This window comes from Parahaemophilus parainfluenzae, assembly GCF_001053575.1.
Lineage (GTDB): Bacteria > Pseudomonadota > Gammaproteobacteria > Enterobacterales > Pasteurellaceae > Haemophilus_D > Haemophilus_D parainfluenzae_S.
Map to the genome: position 1 here is coordinate 48,242 of NZ_JVSL01000029.1, position 16,450 is coordinate 64,691.

At 39.2% G+C, this 16,450-nt stretch carries 12 protein-coding genes and 3 tRNA genes; 6 read left to right on the plus strand and 9 right to left on the minus strand.

Features of this window, described 5'->3' with window-relative positions; all coding sequences use genetic code 11:
• The 8 genes from AC979_RS05785 to erpA all read right to left on the minus strand — a co-directional run bounded on the left by AC979_RS05785 (position 1) and on the right by erpA (position 9,769).
• Complete coding sequence (locus AC979_RS05785; RefSeq protein WP_049373321.1) at positions 1-1,134, minus strand: ABC transporter permease; 1,134 nt, start codon at positions 1,132-1,134, stop codon at positions 1-3.
• Entirely contained in the window at positions 1,121-2,461 is a 1,341-nt protein-coding gene (locus AC979_RS05790) for an ABC transporter permease (RefSeq protein ID WP_049373323.1), read from the minus strand. The genes AC979_RS05785 and AC979_RS05790 overlap by 14 nt, the downstream gene beginning before the upstream one ends.
• Positions 2,461-3,855, minus strand: a complete 1,395-nt coding sequence (locus AC979_RS05795; RefSeq protein ID WP_049373325.1) for a Fe-S-containing protein — start codon at positions 3,853-3,855, stop codon at positions 2,461-2,463. Before AC979_RS05795 ends, AC979_RS05790 begins: the two co-directional genes overlap by 1 nt.
• A gap of 115 nt (positions 3,856-3,970) precedes the next feature.
• Positions 3,971-4,492 (minus strand): iron transporter, encoded by a 522-nt coding sequence (locus tag AC979_RS05800; RefSeq protein WP_005696223.1) that lies wholly within the window; start codon positions 4,490-4,492, stop codon positions 3,971-3,973.
• 28 nt (positions 4,493-4,520) lie between these two features.
• Entirely contained in the window at positions 4,521-6,425 is a 1,905-nt protein-coding gene (locus AC979_RS05805; protein ID WP_049373327.1) for an FTR1 family iron permease, read from the minus strand.
• 217 nt (positions 6,426-6,642) lie between these two features.
• Complete coding sequence (gene mrcB, locus AC979_RS05810) at positions 6,643-9,042, minus strand: penicillin-binding protein 1B (protein WP_049373328.1); 2,400 nt, start codon at positions 9,040-9,042, stop codon at positions 6,643-6,645.
• A 24-nt stretch (positions 9,043-9,066) separates the two neighbouring features.
• Positions 9,067-9,420, minus strand: a complete 354-nt coding sequence (locus AC979_RS05815; protein ID WP_049373330.1) for a YacL family protein — start codon at positions 9,418-9,420, stop codon at positions 9,067-9,069.
• A 1-nt stretch (position 9,421) separates the two neighbouring features.
• Positions 9,422-9,769, minus strand: a complete 348-nt coding sequence (erpA, locus tag AC979_RS05820; protein ID WP_005696219.1) for an iron-sulfur cluster insertion protein ErpA — start codon at positions 9,767-9,769, stop codon at positions 9,422-9,424.
• Between the two features lie 125 nt (positions 9,770-9,894).
• Here erpA and map point away from each other — a divergent pair, with 125 nt between their 5' ends.
• Both map and glnD read left to right on the plus strand, forming a co-directional pair.
• Complete coding sequence (gene map, locus AC979_RS05825; RefSeq protein WP_049373332.1) at positions 9,895-10,698, plus strand: type I methionyl aminopeptidase; 804 nt, start codon at positions 9,895-9,897, stop codon at positions 10,696-10,698.
• A 61-nt stretch (positions 10,699-10,759) separates the two neighbouring features.
• The gene (gene glnD / locus AC979_RS05830; RefSeq protein ID WP_049373334.1) at positions 10,760-13,345 is read left to right on the plus strand and encodes a bifunctional uridylyltransferase/uridylyl-removing protein GlnD; all 2,586 of its coding nucleotides are present in this window, start codon (positions 10,760-10,762) and stop codon (positions 13,343-13,345) included.
• Between the two features lie 48 nt (positions 13,346-13,393).
• Here the strand turns inward: glnD and hemL are convergent, their stop codons facing one another.
• Entirely contained in the window at positions 13,394-14,677 is a 1,284-nt protein-coding gene (gene hemL, locus AC979_RS05835) for a glutamate-1-semialdehyde 2,1-aminomutase (protein ID WP_049365565.1), read from the minus strand.
• Positions 14,678-14,799: 122 nt separating this feature from the next.
• On the opposite strand from hemL, the gene wecA reads away from it, so the two are divergent.
• The 4 genes from wecA (at position 14,800) to AC979_RS05855 (ending at position 16,331) form a co-directional block, all read left to right on the plus strand.
• Positions 14,800-15,864, plus strand: coding sequence for a UDP-N-acetylglucosamine--undecaprenyl-phosphate N-acetylglucosaminephosphotransferase (gene wecA / locus AC979_RS05840; protein ID WP_049365564.1), 1,065 nt, complete (start codon positions 14,800-14,802; stop codon positions 15,862-15,864).
• A 182-nt stretch (positions 15,865-16,046) separates the two neighbouring features.
• Positions 16,047-16,123, plus strand: a tRNA-Arg gene (locus AC979_RS05845).
• A 31-nt stretch (positions 16,124-16,154) separates the two neighbouring features.
• Positions 16,155-16,230: transfer RNA gene (locus tag AC979_RS05850), tRNA-His, on the plus strand.
• A gap of 24 nt (positions 16,231-16,254) precedes the next feature.
• A tRNA-Pro gene (locus AC979_RS05855) sits at positions 16,255-16,331 on the plus strand.
• The last annotated feature ends 119 nt before the right edge of the window (positions 16,332-16,450 follow it).

Sequence of the window (16,450 nt, forward strand, 5' to 3'; positions counted from 1 at the left end):
TTATTCCCCTTTTAATACATTTGCGGTTTGAATATTTAAAGCTCGTTTGGTTGGTACAATCACCGCAATAAAGGCAACCAATAACGATAAGACGATAGTAATTGGAATAACCGGCAGACGCATATCAATATAAGATTTGAATACGGTTAATCCAAGTAATTGTGCCAAGATGTAGCCGAAAATCAGTCCCGCAACAATTGCACAAAGTGCAATGATGAGGATCTCAGTACTAATCTGTTTAATGATGTCACTTTGTTTGGCGCCTAAGGCTTTTTGTAGTGCAAATTCTTTTGCTCGCTCACCAACAATCGCAATCAATGTGGTGTTTACACAAAGGGTGGCGAGAATCAAAATAACCAATGAGATTAACCCCATTAAGCCTTTGATTTTATCTAAAATCTGCCCTTCAGAAGCAGAGACTTTTCGAATCGGGCGGGCAGTCAGATCAGGTTGATGTTGCATAATGTCTTGTGCAAACTGTGCGACGTTACCTTGTTCATTTTTGACATTGAGCAAGGCGTTGTTTGCCAAGCCTTCTTTATCTAACCAACTTTGCGCAAATTCTAAGCTAACGATTAACATGTTGTCTGTGGCATCGCCTGCCTCAACAATACCTTTTATCGTGAATTCATGTTTTTCAACCGCATTTTTAGACAGAGTTAATTTACTTCCAACGTTTAAATTGAGTCGTTCAGCTAAGGTTTTCCCAATCATGGCATTGCGATCATCAAAATTCACATTAATGGCTGAGCCGGTAATTTGCCAATAAGGTGCCAGAACATGCATATCTTCAAACCACACGCCCATAATGACGATTTTTTCTAAATCACTTCGTGCAACACCATATAAATAAGGGCTGGCGGCTGTGATGAAATTATCTGGGGCGTTGTGTAGGATTTGCTTTAATTGGCGTTCTTTCATCAATCCACCATTGGCTGCACCAATATAAAAGTTTGCCCCGAAAGTACGGAGCTCTTGACTCATTTTGGTATTAATATCGAAATATACTGCTGCCATTGCGGTTACAATAGACGCACCGACAGTCAGCGCAGAGAAGATAATAAATACTCGTTGTAAACGTAGGCGTAATGCTTGGAAGATTAAACGCCAAAACATACTTTTATTGGCGGCCATACAGCACCTCCACAGGGTAAAGTTTGGCAATACGATGGGCTGGGAACCAAGTGCCCACCACAGCAATTAAAATAGACAGCATCAATACACAAGGGATGACAATCCAAGCGAAACTCAATGGTACGCCAAATAGCGCTGAACCAATAAATCCTGCTAAGCTCCATCCAGCAATACAACCAAGCGATCCACCAATTAAGGCACTGATAATGGCTTCACAATAAAATAATAAGGCGATTTGCCATTGGTATGCGCCTAAGGCTTTCATTAGCCCAATTTCTTTTGAGCGCTCAATGATCCCTGTACTCATTAATGAGGCAATTCCCATGGCTGCCGCGATTAAAGCAGCGAGAGTAACGACAGCAAGCAATAACTGAATTTTACCAATGACCACACCTTCTGACGCGGCAACTTGCCAAATAGGGCGAACAATGGCACCAGAAATGGCTTCTTCTAACTGATGTGAAATAGACGAAACATAAGCCGTACAATACCAACGATCGTACTCTTCGGCATCTAATGCATCGGTATTGGCACGCGCTTTGCGAGAAAGGTCATTTTCAGGTACGGTAAGCGCAGAGACTTTGACTGATTGAATTTTCCCTTCTAACCCCAGTAATTTTTGCACAGCATTGAGTGGCATGACTAATTGATTATCTTCAGCACCACCTGTGGATAAAATCCCGGTAATTTCAACCGCACTTTGATTATTAAGTTCATCATTTTGATAGTAAAGTTTGATTTTATCGCCTTGTTTTAGGCCAGTTCGTTGTGCTAATTGTTCACCAATGAGCGCAGGAATAAATTCACCTTCTGGTGTTTCAAGATCGTTTACCCATTCCCCTTGAACATGCCAATAAGGGCTAATAATTTTTTGTCCTGTGTGGTAATCATCTTCATCCGGTACAGGGATGTTGTGATCGAAAAACGTACCTAGCACATTAATTTGTCCAAGTGCGGTTGATTTATCGTGAGTTTTTTCGGAAAGCATTTCAGCTTTTACATCTGCACTTAATAAGGGGGCAAAACCTACGATATTATTTCGCCAGAAAATATCTTTAATATTAGGCAGTTCTTTTTCATCGAGAAAATCTTGGCTGCTTAAATCTGCGTTATGACTAAGTTCATCAGGTAGGGCTGCATTACTTGCGGGTTCAACTAAAATATTGGCTCCGTAAGACTTGAGCTCTTTTGCCATTTTGTCGCCAATATCAATAGAAACAGCTAATAGCGCAGAGACTAAGCCAGCCGCTAAGAAAATAGTAATAACAGCCAACAGTTTACGTTTAATGCTGAAACGCCAAGATTGAAATAACATTCTTGCTAGCATTATTCCCCCTTACCTAAATACTTTTCAGGGTTATCACGGAATAAATCAAGATTTTTCTCACTTTCAAAGAAGTAAGTTTTACCTTCGTAATTATATTTGTGCTCAGTTTTAGTATTTTTCATTTGGGTACCACTAATCGGATCTTTTACATCGATTTCAATAATCGTGCTAAATAAATTTAACCCTTCTTCTAAGCTGGTTCGATTAATGAGAATTTCAGTCTCAGTTTGTTGCCAATCTTCAATCGGCACAGGATTACAGCCACCCGGTTTACCAATAGATGGAATAAACATATGTACGCCGCAGCCCACACAAACGACTTGGTTACCTTCCATAACATAGCCTTGGTCACCACAAAGCAAGCAGGCATCAAATACTGCAGCTAGACTTAATTTATCCGGTTGACGATTAATAACAAAAAAACGCACGGCTTTACCATCATCAGCAATCCAGACAAAACGGTGTAACTTACCGTCTTTTACTTGTTCAATTGGAATATGGACTTGTTGCTTTTCATCTAAGGTCAGAGGAATTGCTTCTGAAAGTTGTGGTGGACGAGAAGCAATTTGCTCCCAATAAAGTTGTGTAGCAAAAATAATTGCCAAGGCCAAATAGCCCCATCCAAGTAAGCGAGAGGAGTTACGCAATGCAGCTAATTTCTGGCGTTTTTCAATGGGTTCTTGTGTGGCATTAACTTGTTGCTTGCGTGATAAATGAATTTTGCCGTAGAAGATGGCAAGTACAACGAAGAGTAAGGCGGCACAGATGTAATTTAACCAGCGAGTGATTTCGCCTGATTTCGCAACAAAGCTTAAACGTAGTTTGGTGAGTTCAAGCACTTGAAGTTTCATTAAAATTAATAAGAGTTCGCCAAAAAGTGGAACAAGTAAGCAAATTAAGAGAAGGCTAATTGCACCCTTTAAAAGCGCGGTTGATTTTTGTTGTGTTTTTACCGCTTGTTTTAGAAGTAAATAGATCCAGCCTTGTAAGCATAAACAAAAAACAAAGGCAAAAATGACCGCACTTATATGTAAGATCGAATCAGTATTGATAACATCAGTAGAAACGAGGGCAGTAATATTAGGATCTTTTGCCCAGAAGCTTCCCGCGATAAGCATTAATATGGTTTGCCAAAAGACTGGTAAGCGACCTTTGCCGAAAATTAAACATAAGGTAAAGATAATCAAGAGCACCAATATTACGCCATTGACGATTAAATTGGTGATTTGTCCCGCAGGTAAACTAAGGCGCAATACGATACCGGCAATAAAACCGAATAGGCTAAGCCAAATTATTTTTTTTGCACTTACAGAGGATTGTTTACTGTGATAAACACCGAGCAATAATGAAAAAGGTAAAAGTGCTTGAAGCAGGAAAGTAAAAAAATAATTCATAGTTTGACCATTTAATAGGATAAAACAGACGATATTTTAAGGTTAAATGAAATGCTATTGCCTTCCCCTGAAATACAAGGGAAGGCAAGTCGGTAAAATTAATATTTACCTTAGATTATTTGATGCCAGTGAATTTGAATTCATAGCTTACATCAAATGGTTTCCACCAACGGCCTACACCCGTTTCAGAGTCAGTATGACGGTGCATACCTGCTTTTGATGGTGGGTCGATGTGGTAAGTTAATTTATAGTTACCCACGCCCATCATTTTCACGTTTGCACCATAGTGAGGACCGTCACCTGCTACCATTGGCATGAAAGTACCTTCTTGTTTTTCACCAGTATCGGTATTCACTAAAGTATAGTTGATAGTTAAGTAAGGCATCCATTCACCATCACCAAAGCCATTTTTGTTACCTTTTACTGCATGGATATCCGCTTCTAAGTGGATATCTGATTTCGCAGCAGGTAAACCCATGCCACGTGGTTCCATATCGATTGGTTTGAGATAAACCGCCGCAATTTCCATTTCATTCATGGTTACCGCTTCACCGATTGGATATTCTTGGAATGCGTTAGCAGTAGACGCGGTGAAAATACCCGCAAATAATGCTGTTGCTAAAAGTGCTTTTTTCATTGTTTTTCTCCTAAAGGATTGTTGGGTATTACGCGGCTTTTTTGCTTTGATATTTCATAATAAACAGAGCAAATACGGCAGCGATGAGTAAGATTGCTTGTGGGATTAGGGTTTCCATATAAGGATAAATACCTAACCACGAAATTTCAGGCGCACCGCTAATCAGCGTTGGCTCGAAAAGTTTGCCTTCAATGAGTTCTAAAACAGATTTACCGGCGAATACAAAGGCCATTAAATACATGAAAGAACCCGTGAACATAAAGAATGGTTTAAGCGGTAATTTCACTACGGTATAACGCATCACGAAGTAGCAAATGGTGAGAATAATTACACCGACAATGATACCTGCGAAAAGGTAGATAAAACTGACCGCACTTTTCGCATCACCCACGAGGGCATAGTAGAACAATACCGTTTCCGCTCCTTCACGATATACGGCTAAGAAACTGGTAAGCCATAAGCCGATGAGTGATCCAGTAGTGAGGGCAGTAGAGAGTTTACCTTCTAAATAACGTTTCCAGTTTTGTGCTTCGACTTTAGACAATAACCAGTAACTCATCATAAAGAGCATGACGACGGCAAAAATCATCGTAAAGCCTTCTAGCAATTCGCGGTTTTGACCTGAATTTTCAAAGATAAGTTGGAAGATAAATGCGGTAATCACACTGGCAATTAATGCCACATAAACAGACTGACGGATAACTGGCAATTTATCTTGGTGGTTATTTTTAATTAAGTAAGTCACGATAGCCGCAACAATTAACAAGGCTTCCAAACCTTCACGAAGGATGATTAAAAGGCTATATAAGAACATCGACCAATCACTTTGTTCTCCACCCTGTAACATTTCAACCGCTTTAGTTAGATTCTGGTCTAAACCATCAGCTTGTGCTTGTAACTTATCACCTTGTTCAGCTTTCATTAAACTCACTAAACGAGTAAAGTAGCCTTCAAGTTCCGCTTTAAAATTGCTATCACGAGAGCCAATTTTGTTTTCCATCCCTGTACTTTCAAACACGTCAAAATAGGTGTCTTGTACGGAAAGAATGGCTTTTTTGCTTTCACCTTGTTGATAGAGCGCGATAGCTTGTTGAATACGTTGATTGATCTCTTGTTTAATCTTATTCCAATCTTGCTCTTGTTGATTATCTGTTGCTTGCTGCGCTGCATTGGATTGAACATTTTGTTCTTCACGTGTCGTTGGCAGGTTAGGCAAGTTTTCTTCAATATCTTGTAATAATTGCGTACTTTGATAGCCAATTTCTGTGATTTGATCGGCTTGTTCACTTAAACGGATGATATTGTAAAACTGTTGATTAATTGTCGCTGAAATTTCTGCAGAGCGATTTTGACGAATGGACATTTCCATTTCTGAGTTTTTATAGCCATCATATTGTGCTTGTTGGAACAATTTTTTCGCGTTAGCGAGATCACCATTTTGATACGCTTCAAGCCCTTGAGCGATTAAGTCATCAATAGTTTTAAAACTTTGTTGCCAATAAGGGGCAATCGCTTGATTATCATAAACACCATGTTGTCCATCGGCATTGAGTTGATGACCTTCAACCAGAGATGGCAACACTTCTTTTAATTCTTTTTTAAGTTGATCGATTTTAGCTTGAATCTCTTTTTGTGAGCTTCCTTCACCGATCATTTTACGGATCTCGCCAAACGTGGCTTCCATTTGGTAGCTTTTTTGTGCGGAGAAATTGATGCGAATTGGACCTTCTAGATTTTCAAAGACTTCAAAATAAGCCATTTGCACTTCAGTTCGGGCGTCATCTGTATTTCCTTGTTGGATAAGTTGAGACGTTTTATCTAAGCGAGCCGTAATATCATCAACCCATTGTTGATAGTTATCTTGTGCAAGGAGTGAAGAAGAAAAGGCGAGTGAAAAAATTAAAAAGAAAAATCGAATAGAACGGGATAGCATCGTCTATTTACCTCATTACCTCAAATGAAATTAATTCCTATTCATGATTATCCTTTGATATCAGTGAAATGACAATAAATAATTCTAATTTTTGTGATTGAGATCAAAAAATTCATAAGAGGTGGAAATCCTAGATGGTTATTTTATGCTCAAAAGAATAAAGCGCCCTTGTTAGGCGCTTTATCGAGATATTAAAGTGCGGTCAAAATAAGCGAGTTTATTGAGCGGGTGCCGCTTCTTCAACAGGCGCTTTATTATCTAACACATCCCATACACTTTCTTGTTTTGGTGATTCTGGTTGATCAGGCTGTGGCGATTGCGTAGTTTGTGCAGCGGTAGCAGTCGCCGTACTCGTTGTTTGCGCAGACGCACAGAAGTTTTGATCCTTATTTGCCCAAACTGGAATTGTTCGATTACTACCACAGCTCCAACTACCGTAAGCATTGATGCCAACCCATTTAATCGTAGAAGGTTGGCCGAGTTTTAGTTTTTCAATGACAACACGGTTTAAATAATCTTTATAGATTTGTAATGCACCTGAAGCACCTGTCAATTTGGTTTCACCGTTATCATCACGACCTAGCCAAATGGTGCTGACATTTTTACCATCAATACCGACAAACCAAGTATCACGGGCATCATTGGTCGTGCCTGTTTTACCTGCAAGACGAAGATCTGCGTAATCATTTTGTAAGCTACGCGCGGTACCACGTTCTACGGTTTGCTGCATCGCATACAAGGTTTGATAGGCGGCTTCTCTCGGCACCACTTGATCCGGTACTGTATTGTGTTCGTAAATAATATTCCCCTGACGATCGGCAATGCTTTGAATGGTACTTAACTCAATTTTGCCACCTTGATTTGCAATAGTTTGATAGAGTTTGGTCACATCATAAGGTGAAATACTATAAGAACCGAGCAAGGTTGCAGGCACTTTTGGAATCGTTACATTATCCCAGCCCATGGCTTTTTGCGTATCGATCACTTTGCTTAAACCGACTTTCATCCCAATATTTACCGTTGGAATATTCAGCGAGCGAGCAAGGGCATCCATCAACATCACCGAACCGCTATATTTGCGATCGTAGTTACGAGGTTGCCAAGGTTGGCTACCTTTAACATAAATCGTGATTGGCTGGTTTTGAATTGGCGTATTTAAACGAAATTGTTCCGGATTCATCAGTGCGGTCAAATAAATGGATGGTTTTACCAAAGAACCAATTTGACGTTTTGACATTAAGGCTCGGTTAAATCCGGCATATTCTGTTTGTAATCCACCGACAACAGCACGTATTTCACCCAAGTGATAATCCGCGACAATCATTGCGCCTTCTAAATGTGGATTTTTAGTTTGTATTTGCAATTGATTAACTGTATTCACCACAGCATTTTCAGCTTGTTCCTGTTGTTTTAAATCCATGGTGGAGAAAATACGTGCACCAAGTAGTGCAGAGGTTTTATTTTCCCCTAATTGACGACGAAGATCCGCTTGTAATGTTTGAATGAAAGCAGGGTATTTACGTGAAATTTGTCCTTTAGCTTGTACTCCTAATGGACGTTTACTCAACATCTCATATAACTCATCCCCAATCATTTGGTGATCAAGCATCAGTTTTAACACCACATTTCGACGATCGAGTGCATATTGTGGATTTCGCCATGGATTATAAAGGGAGGGGCCTTTCACCATGCCAACTAAAAGGGCAATTTGATCTAGGCTAATTTCACGGATAGATCGACCAAAATAGAATTGGCTAGCCAATGCAAAACCGTGAATTTGGATATCACCATTTTGACCAAGGTAAATCTCGTTTAGATAGGTTTCTAAAATACGGTTTTTATCATATCGCCAATCTAATACTAATGACATCAACGCTTCATTAACTTTACGCGTAATAGAACGTTCACTGGATAAGAACAAGTTTTTCACTAATTGCTGAGTGAGCGTACTACCACCTTGAACTGTTTGACCTGCTTTAATATTGGCAATCATTGCACGCATAATACCGATAGGGTTAATCCCGTTATGATCATAAAAACGGCGATCCTCTGTCAGTAATAAGGCATCAATGAGTAAGCGAGGGTAGTGCTGTAATGGAATCGCTAAACGCTCTTCATTGTCTGATTCCAACATGGCAATTAATTTAGGCGCAAGACGGAATTCATCAACCGCTTTGACGTTGACTAAATCTTCAATACGAGAAAGTTTGTTATCGGTAAAACGTAAACGTAATACTCGTTGAGGCTCTGGCTTGTCCGGATAAGGGAACGCGCGACGAAGTAACACGATGGTATCATCTTCGAGTTTAAAATCGCCCGGTGCTGCAATCATAGTAGTTTGACGGTATTCGTTATCCAATAAGATTTGAATCACTTCGTCAAAAGAAAGATTATCAGACAGTTTTACGCTTTCTAAACGACTATACACTTCTGCCGGTAAACGCCAAATTTGGCCATCCATTTTTGAACGGATTTGCCAGTCTAAATAGCCGCCATAAAATACGGCGAGCGTCCCTAAAGTAAAGGCTGCTTTGGCTAAAAAGATTTTACAAGAACGACGCTTATTTGGCGCTTGTGTTTCTTGTTGTTCTGATGAGGTGTTTTCCGTTTCCGACATAATAGTTAGCTTCAGAGAATGAGGTTAAGCAATAAATTCAAAATAGGCATTAAGAAAGTGAATGAAGTCTGTTGTACCGCAGAAAGCGATACTTTCTTCATCATAATAATGGAAGTCGTCTTCTAAAATTTCATCTGTGTCAATTGCAAGATTATTGGCGCGAATCATCACTTCATCGGTATTGATAAAAAGCGTGTATTCAGAACCAATCAGTGTGACTTCATCATTATTTTTAATCTGCTCACAGGCAGAAAGTGCGGTCAAAAACGCTTGAGGATTTGACCGCACTTCTGAATTAAACCAATTGGCTAGGGCAATGTGTTCCATTGAACACTTAGCATGTACATTGCCTAGATAATGGGTAAATTGAAAATCCATGTTAGATGCTGAATGAAGAACCACAACCACAGGTACTGGTTGCATTTGGATTGTTCACCACAAAACGAGAACCTTCCAAGCCTTCAGTGTAATCCACGGTGCCGCCAATTAAGTATTGTAAACTCATTGGGTCAATCACTAATTGCACACCGGCTTTTTCAATGGTTAAGTCACCTTCATTAACTTTATCGTCAAAGGTGAAACCATATTGGAAACCACTGCAACCGCCACCGGTGATATAAACGCGTAATTTTAATTCGTTGTTTTCTTCTTCGCTAATTAAACTTTTTACTTTATTGGCTGCCGCATCAGTAAAAGTTAGCGGCACGGCCATATCTAAATCTGACATATATTATATTCCCACTTTCCTAAAATAATTTGCGTATTATCCAATAACCCGTCAATTCATTCAAGATTTTTCACGGAATTAGTGCTATTATGCGCGGATAAATCTTAATTAAATAAGGAGAAATAATGGGTATTCCATTAAGAACTGAAGAAGAACTTGTTAAGTTGCGTGAAGCGTGTAAATTAGCATCTGATGTTTTGGTTATGATCGAACCTTATGTAAAAGAAGGGGTGACGACGGGAGAATTGGATCGCATTTGTCATGACTACATGGTGAATGTACAAAAAGTGATTCCTGCTTGCTTAAATTATCATGGTTTCCCGAAAGCAACCTGTATTTCTATAAATGAAGTGGTTTGCCATGGTATTCCAAGCGACGATAAAAAATTAAAACAGGGCGATATTGTCAATATTGATGTGACCGTGATTAAAGACGGTTATTTCGGAGACAACTCTAAAATGTATGTCGTGGGTGAAACCAATATTCGTAGCCAAAAATTGGTTGAAGCGGCACAAGAAGCGCTTTATGTGGGATTACGTACGGTTAAGCCAGGTATTCGTTTAAATGAAATTGGTAAAGCGGTACAAAAATATACCGAAAGCCAAGGCTTTAGCGTAGTACGAGAGTACTGTGGCCATGGTGTGGGAACTGAATTCCACTGCGAACCGCAAGTATTACACTATTATGCTGATGATGGTGGTGTGGTTTTAAAACCTGGCATGGTATTCACCATTGAGCCAATGATCAATGCGGGTAAAAAAGAAGTGCGCATTATGGGCGATGGTTGGACAGTAAAAACCAAAGACCGTAGCCATTCAGCGCAATATGAGCATCAAATTGTGGTTACCGAAAACGGTTGTGAAGTGATGACAATCCGTGATGAAGAAATTGCGGAAGGGCGAATTCAACGTATGATGAATAACCTTTAAGTTCAGCTAAAAGCCTACGATAGTGGGCTTTTTTTATAATTGTTTTGTTTGTGGAATACCTATGCTTTTTCCTTATCATTTCAACTCTCCACTCACGCTAAGTGCGGTCAAAATTCAACGTGAAAATTTGAAGGAGTTTGAACGTCAGCATTTTGCTGATTATTCCGTTTTTGAGCTGATCGCTAGCCGTACACAATTTTGTGATAATTTGTTAAAACAGCTTTGGCAGCAATTTGAATTAGATAAAGCTAATCTCACCTTAATTGCAGTAGGCGGTTATGGCAGACAAGAAATCTTTCCTTTATCTGACCTAGATGTTCTTATTCTTTCAAAAGAAGAAAGAGAGTCTGAAACGGAAGAAAAAATTGCTCAATTTGTGCAGTTCTTATGGGATTGTGGATTTGACGTAGGGCATAGTGTTCGTTCTTTAGAAGAATGTGAAAAGGAAGGCAAACAGGACATTACTATTGCCACCAATTTGCTTGAGTCCCGTTATTTATCGGGTGACTTATCCCTTTTTAATGCTTTAGGGGAAATATTGAAAAAGCCAGATTTTTGGGCGATAAAACCATTCTTTGATGCCAAAGTACAAGAGCAAATTGAACGTTATCAGCGCTATCACAACACCAGCTATAATCTAGAACCTGATTTAAAATACAGCCCAGGTGGTTTGCGGGATCTTCATCTTTTATATTGGATCGCATTACGACACACTGGGGAAATGACCCTTGATGGCATTTTGAAAAGTGGCTTTATTTATCCATCAGAACACCAACAATTATTAGAAAGCCAAGAATTTTTATTTAAAGTGCGGTTTGCTTTACACTTGATTTTAAAACGTTATGACAACCGCTTGTTGTTTGATCGTCAAATCAAAGTGAGCGAGATGCTTGGTTTTGAAGGCGAGGGAAATCGTGGTGTCGAAAAAATGATGAAACGTTTTTTCCAAGCTTTACGCACGATTTCTCGTTTAACCGATATCCTGATTAAGCATTATAAAGAACATTTTTTATCAACGGATGGCGAGGTTTCTATTCATCCTTTGGATGATAATTTTGAACTAGTAAATCAAAGTTTGTGTTTACGTAAAGATGATCTGTTTTTACGTTATCCAGATCGTATTTTGGATCTTTTTTTCTATCTAACGCAGCATGAACAAGCCGAAATTCATTCCTCAACATTACGCCAACTTCAGATTTCGTTGGAAAGCTTGACGCAGAAATTATGTGATATTCCTGAAGCAAGGGAGAAATTTATTCGGTTATTTAATCAACCGAAAGCCATTCAGCGAGCATTCCTTCCAATGCACCAATATGGTGTGTTAACGGCTTATTTGCCACAATGGCAGGGGATTGAAGGTTTGATGCAATTCGATCTTTTCCACATTTACACCGTGGATGAGCACACCTTGCGAGTGATGTTGAAATTAGAAAGTTTCTTAGCTGAAGATGAAGCAGAACCCCATCCCATTTGCCATCAAATATTTAGTCATATTTCTGACCGCACTTTGCTTTATGTTGCCGCACTTTTCCATGATATTGCGAAAGGTCGAGGAGGGGATCATGCAGAGTTAGGGGCTGAAGATATAGCTGAATTTGCTCATTTGCATGGCTTTGATCGTCGAGAAATTGAAACGATGGCTTGGCTAGTGAGAGAGCATTTGCTCATGTCAATCACTGCACAGCGTCGAGATATTCATGATCCAGAAGTTGTGATGAGCTTTGCGGAAAGTGTACAAAATCATGTGCGTTTAGATTATCTCACTTGTTTGACGGTCGCGGATATTTGTGCAACAAATGGTACCTTGTGGAATAGCTGGAAACGTTCTTTATTTGCCTCACTCTATGATTATACGTCACAACAATTCCGACAAGGGATGAATTTATTATTAGATAATAACGAAAAGATCCTTGAAAATCGCCAATTGGCGCTGGCAATTTTATCCGAAGATCAACCAGAATTATCGGAAGAAAAAATCTTAGCACTCTGGCAACGTTGTCCTGATGATTATTTTTTACGAAATAGCCCAAAACAAATTGCGTGGCATACAGCGTTGTTAGCTGAATTTGATGGTGAAGTACTGGTTAAAATTAGTAACCGTTTTTCTAGCGGTGGGACTGAGATCTTCGTTTATTGCCCTGATCAAGCCAACTTATTTAATAAAGTGGTTTCAACCATTGGTGCGAAAAAATTCAGTATTCATGATGCTCAAATTTTAACATCGGATGATGGGTATGTATTCGATAGCTTTATCATCACAGAATTAAATGGTGAATTGGTTCGTTCAGAACGTCGCCGAGAATTAGAAACAGTATTAACCTCTGTTTTATTAGGCGAAAAATTGCCATCCATGTCTTTTGCAAATAATCGACAGTTGCAACATTTCACCGTGAAAACAGATGTACGTTTTTTGAAAGAAAGTAAAAAAGAGCATACGGAGTTAGAAATCGTTGCTTTAGATAAACCCGGTTTATTGGCTCAAATCAGTCAAATTTTCACCGAGTTAAAACTCAATCTTTGTAATGCAAAAATTACGACTGTAGGGGAAAAAGCAGAAGACTTCTTTATTCTGACAAATGAAAAAGGAATGGCATTAACCGAAGAGGAAAGGGGATGGTTAGAAAATGTACTCTATGAGCGATTATGATGTGATATTAAAGAAAAAGTGCGGTTAAATTTAACCGCACTTTGCGTTTTAAGCAACCGCTGCAAATGCAATATCTGCGGCAGCAAGCGTTTTTTCAATGTCTTCATTTGTATGAGCTAAAGACATAAAGCCCGCTTCAAAAGCAGAAGGCGCAAGGTAAACGCCTTGATCGAGCATTTTGTGGAAGAACACTTTGAATTTTTCGGTATCACATTTCATGACTTCTGCATAAGAGGTAACTTGTTTTTGGTCAGTGAAGAAAAGACCAAACATTCCGCCTACATGATTAATCACGAATGGCACATTGTGTTTTTTAGCTAATGCTTTTAAGCCATCACAAAGTTTTGTAGTTAATTCTGCAAGATGTTGTTCGTTACCAGTTTTTTTCAATTCAGTTAAACAAGCTAAACCTGCTGCCATTGCAATCGGGTTGCCTGAAAGGGTACCCGCTTGGTAAACCGGACCGGTCGGTGCAAGGTGTTGCATAATTACTTTTTTACCACCCACTGCACCCACTGGCATACCGCCACCAATGACTTTACCTAATGTGGTGAGATCCGGTGTTACACCATAATAAGCTTGTGCGCCTGCAAGTGAAACACGGAAACCAGTCATGACTTCGTCAATAATGAAAAGTGCACCATATTGATCACAGATTTCACGAATGCCTTGTAAGAATCCTTCTTTTGGTGGAACACAGTTCATATTACCTGCAACTGGTTCAATAATCACACAAGCGATATCGTTAGGGAATTCTTCAAATAGTTTTTTAACTGAATCAAGATTGTTATATTCTGCAGTTAAAGTGTGTTTTGCAAAATCTTCAGGTACACCTGGTGAGCTTGGTTGACCAAGTGTTAATGCGCCCGATCCTGCTTTTACTAAAAGTGAATCAGAATGACCGTGGTAACAACCTTCAAATTTTAAGATTTTGCTTCTATTGGTATAACCACGCGCAAGACGGATAGCTGTCATGGTTGCTTCAGTACCTGAACTCACCATACGAACCATTTCAATAGATGGCACAATTTCACAGACTAATTCCGCTAAATCAATTTCAGAGGGGGTTGGTGCACCAAAACTTAAACCATTTTCTGCTGCTTTTAATACAGCATCCAAAATAGCAGGGTGATTGTGACCTAAAATCATTGGCCCCCAAGAACCCACATAATCGATATATTGTTTGCCTTCGGTATCGTAAATGTAAGCGCCTTTGGCTTTTTGAATAAATACGGGTGTGCCACCTACGCCTTTAAAAGCACGAACAGGGGAGTTTACACCACCAGGAATAACTTCTTGTGCACGAGAGAAAAGTGCGGTTGATTTTGTCATGATTTTTAATCCTTATATTAAAAGTGGGCATATTGTACTAAAAAACTGAATTTGAGAAAAATCTTTGTGTGCTGATTTTTCTTTATGTTATCCTTTGCAAAAAATTTTTTAGGATACAAACTATGCTAAGTCTTATTGTAACTTTCTTAGGGGCATTTTTAACCTTGATTGTGATGCGACCAATTGCGAATAAAATTGGCTTGGTGGATAAACCAAATTATCGTAAGCGTCACCAAGGTGCGATTCCACTGATTGGCGGTGTTTCTCTTTTTATGGGAAACCTTTGCTATTATTTAATGGAGTGGGATCAACTTCGTTTACCTTATCTTTATATATTCAGTATCTTTATTCTACTTGCAATCGGTATCTTAGATGATCGCTTTGATATTAGCCCTTTCTTGCGTGCAGGGATTCAAGCGGTGCTTGCGATTTTGATGATCGATTTGGGTAATGTTTATTTAGATCATTTAGGCCAAATTCTAGGGCCATTCCAATTAACGCTTGGTTCTATTGGATTGATTATTACCGTATTTGCCACAATCGCGATTATTAATGCCTTTAATATGATTGATGGTATTGATGGATTGTTAGGTGGATTGTCTATTGTTTCATTTGCTGCCATTGGTATCTTAATGTTCCGTGATGGACAGATGGATATGGCATATTGGAGTTTTGGTTTAATTGTAGCGATTCTGCCTTATTTATTATTAAACTTAGGGATTCCGTTCGGACCAAAATATAAAGTGTTCATGGGCGATGCAGGAAGTACTTTAATCGGCTTTACTATTATTTGGATTCTACTTTTAAGTACGCAAGGAAAAGGGCATCCGATGAATCCAGTGACCGCACTTTGGATTATTGCTGTTCCTTTAATTGATATGGTGGCCATTATTTATCGTCGCTTACGTAAAGGGAAAAGTCCATTTCGTCCGGATCGTTTACACGTACACCACTTAATGGTTCGTGCTGGATTAACCTCTCGCCAAGCCTTTTTATTAATTACCTTCTTTGCGGCAATTTGTGCCACAATCGGGATATTAGGCGAAGTCTTCTATATTAATGAATGGGCAATGTTTATTGCGTTTATTGTATTATTCTTCCTTTATGCTTATTCAATAACAAAAGCATGGAAAATTACTCGATGGGTACGAAGAATGAAACGTCGAGCGCGCCGTAATAAACAATAAACTAAATAAAGGGGATAGCAACTTGCTATCCTTTTTTACTATTTAGCACTAAAAATAGACGAATAAATAATAAATTCTATACAAATTGAACAAAAATTTATCTTTTGATATTTTTTTTCAAAAAAGTGCTAGACAAGGTATTGGGAAATCATTAATATACGCCCCTGCAACGACGCAGTAACGCGTTCGTAGCTCAGTTGGATAGAGCGTTGGCCTCCGGAGCCAAAGGTCGCAAGTTCGAATCTTGTCGAGCGCGCCAGAAAGTCAATGCGATGAACAACTAATCAATGGTGGCTATAGCTCAGTTGGTAGAGCCCTGGATTGTGATTCCAGTTGTCGTGGGTTCGAATCCCATTAGCCACCCCATCTTCTCTTAATTGAGAAATCTGACGGCGAGTAGCGCAGCTTGGTAGCGCAACTGGTTTGGGACCAGTGGGTCGTAGGTTCAAATCCTATCTCGCCGACCAATTTATTTTTTGCTCTTTAACAATATATCAGACAATCTGTGTGGGCACTTGTTGATTGACTTGTTTTAAAAATATTTTTTAATTTTGAAGTCTTAATAGGTGCTAACTAGAAATTCATA